We start from the raw sequence: 1,552 nt of genomic DNA, 5'->3' as shown, positions 1-1,552 counted from the left end.
CTCACCCCCAGCCCCTCTCCCTGAGGGACTCCCTCACCCCCAGCCCCTCTCCCTGAGGAACACCCTCACCCCCAGCCCCTCTCCCTGAGGGAGAGGGGAGCTAGATAACCCTGGGCAGTGTTGTTGGTCAAACAGCCGGCACTTGGGTAGGCTAGCCGTTGGCTAAGGACTCCGTCCCGCTGACGCGAGCGGCGGGATTGAGTTCTTTTGCCGGAGAAGGGGGAGAGGAGAGCAGTTGCTGCTCCACCAGGTGGGCAAACTCCCGCTCGAAGGTCACCAGGGCGCGGTTGGTTTTGCCCCCCAGGTAAAGCCCTGCTTCCGTCTCCAGAGCCCAAACTTGGCTGTAGCTGAAATAGCTCATCACCACCCCCAGCATCAGCAGCCCAAAGCCAAGATAGACAAGAGGGATCCCTGGATCCGATTTCATTTGCAGGCCGGTGGCGCCGATAACCTCATCTAGGTGCAGGGTAAGGGGGTTGGGAAAGCGCTGCGGAGCCACTTCGTCGAGGGCCAGGCTCATGCCCTGGCGCAGGGATCCTACCCACTGGCCCTGGGTGTCGTAGAGCAGGGCCGTCCCCTGCAAATCTGGCAACAACAGCGTCAAGCCCTCGCTGAGATCCGGTCGGGTGGGCACAAAAGCGCCCCAGAGCTTGCTGCCCGCCTGGGTGGGCACCGGCACCACTGGAATTTGGAAGGAGGGGCTGTTGTTGAGGCGGATGCGGATGCTGTCGATGCCCCAGTCGGCTTGGTAGAGGGTCACGCCGCGGTAGGAGAGGGGATGGTTGACAGAGATGGTCTGGCGCTTGACCTCCTGTCCCCCATCCAGAATCGAGAGATCTGAGTAAAACTGCTTTACCCGTCCGTCGGGAGCATAGTCGATCCAGAAGCGGTTAACCCGAATTTGCCAGGTGGGCAGATGAGCCAGATCCCCTGCCCCGGTTACATGTTCAATGGCAGCAACCCCACCGCTGGGGATCAGCTCCTGGGCCTTAAAGCCCCCGAGGCTGCCCCAGATGGCTCCCAACAGGATCAGCAGCAGGCTGACGTGCACCAAGATGGGGCCGAACCGCCCGATTAGCCCCTTGCGGGCGTAGAGCCGGGATCCCTCCTCAAACACCGCATAACCCCGTTGTCGCAGCCGCTGCGGCAGTCCCTCTAGGGAGTGTTGGGGCAGATAGACCCAAAAGGGCAGCCGCTGGAAGGAGGAAGGACGGGTGAGGTAGCTCCAGCGACGGGCCACCTTGAGCATCGGCCACTGGCGCGTGAAAGAACAGGCGGCCAGGCTGCTGCCAAACAGGATCAACAGGGCCAGAAACCAAGGGGTGCGATAGACGTGATCCAACCCCAGCTTGAGGATCAGCCGCCAGGTGAGAAAGCCAAACAGGGCCGGATGCTCAGGATAGTGAGCCTGGTAGAAGGCCACCGTTTCCTCTTGCTCGATCACCGTGCCCAGGGCGCTCAAAAGGGCAATCGCCAAGAGAAGGCCAATGGCTAGGCGCAGATCCGCCAGCAGCGGCAGCAGCTCATGGCGAAAATACCGCCGCAACAGCGG

Annotated in this window: 1 protein-coding gene; it reads right to left on the bottom strand. The window is 62.0% G+C overall.

The window, feature by feature from the left end:
* Nucleotides 1–151 precede the first annotated feature (151 nt).
* Nucleotides 152–1,549: a cytochrome c biogenesis protein gene (locus tag NW852_RS06545; RefSeq protein WP_414426575.1), complete on the bottom strand. Its 1,398-nt coding sequence runs from the start codon at nt 1,547–1,549 to the stop codon at nt 152–154.
* Between the last annotated feature and the right edge of the window lie 3 nt (nt 1,550–1,552).

Source organism: Synechococcus sp. H60.1 (genome assembly GCF_047462335.1).
In the GTDB taxonomy this organism is placed as follows: Bacteria; Cyanobacteriota; Cyanobacteriia; order Thermostichales; family Thermostichaceae; genus Thermostichus.
Note: the sequence above shows the minus strand (reverse complement) of the source record. Positions and strands in the feature narration are given on the sequence as shown.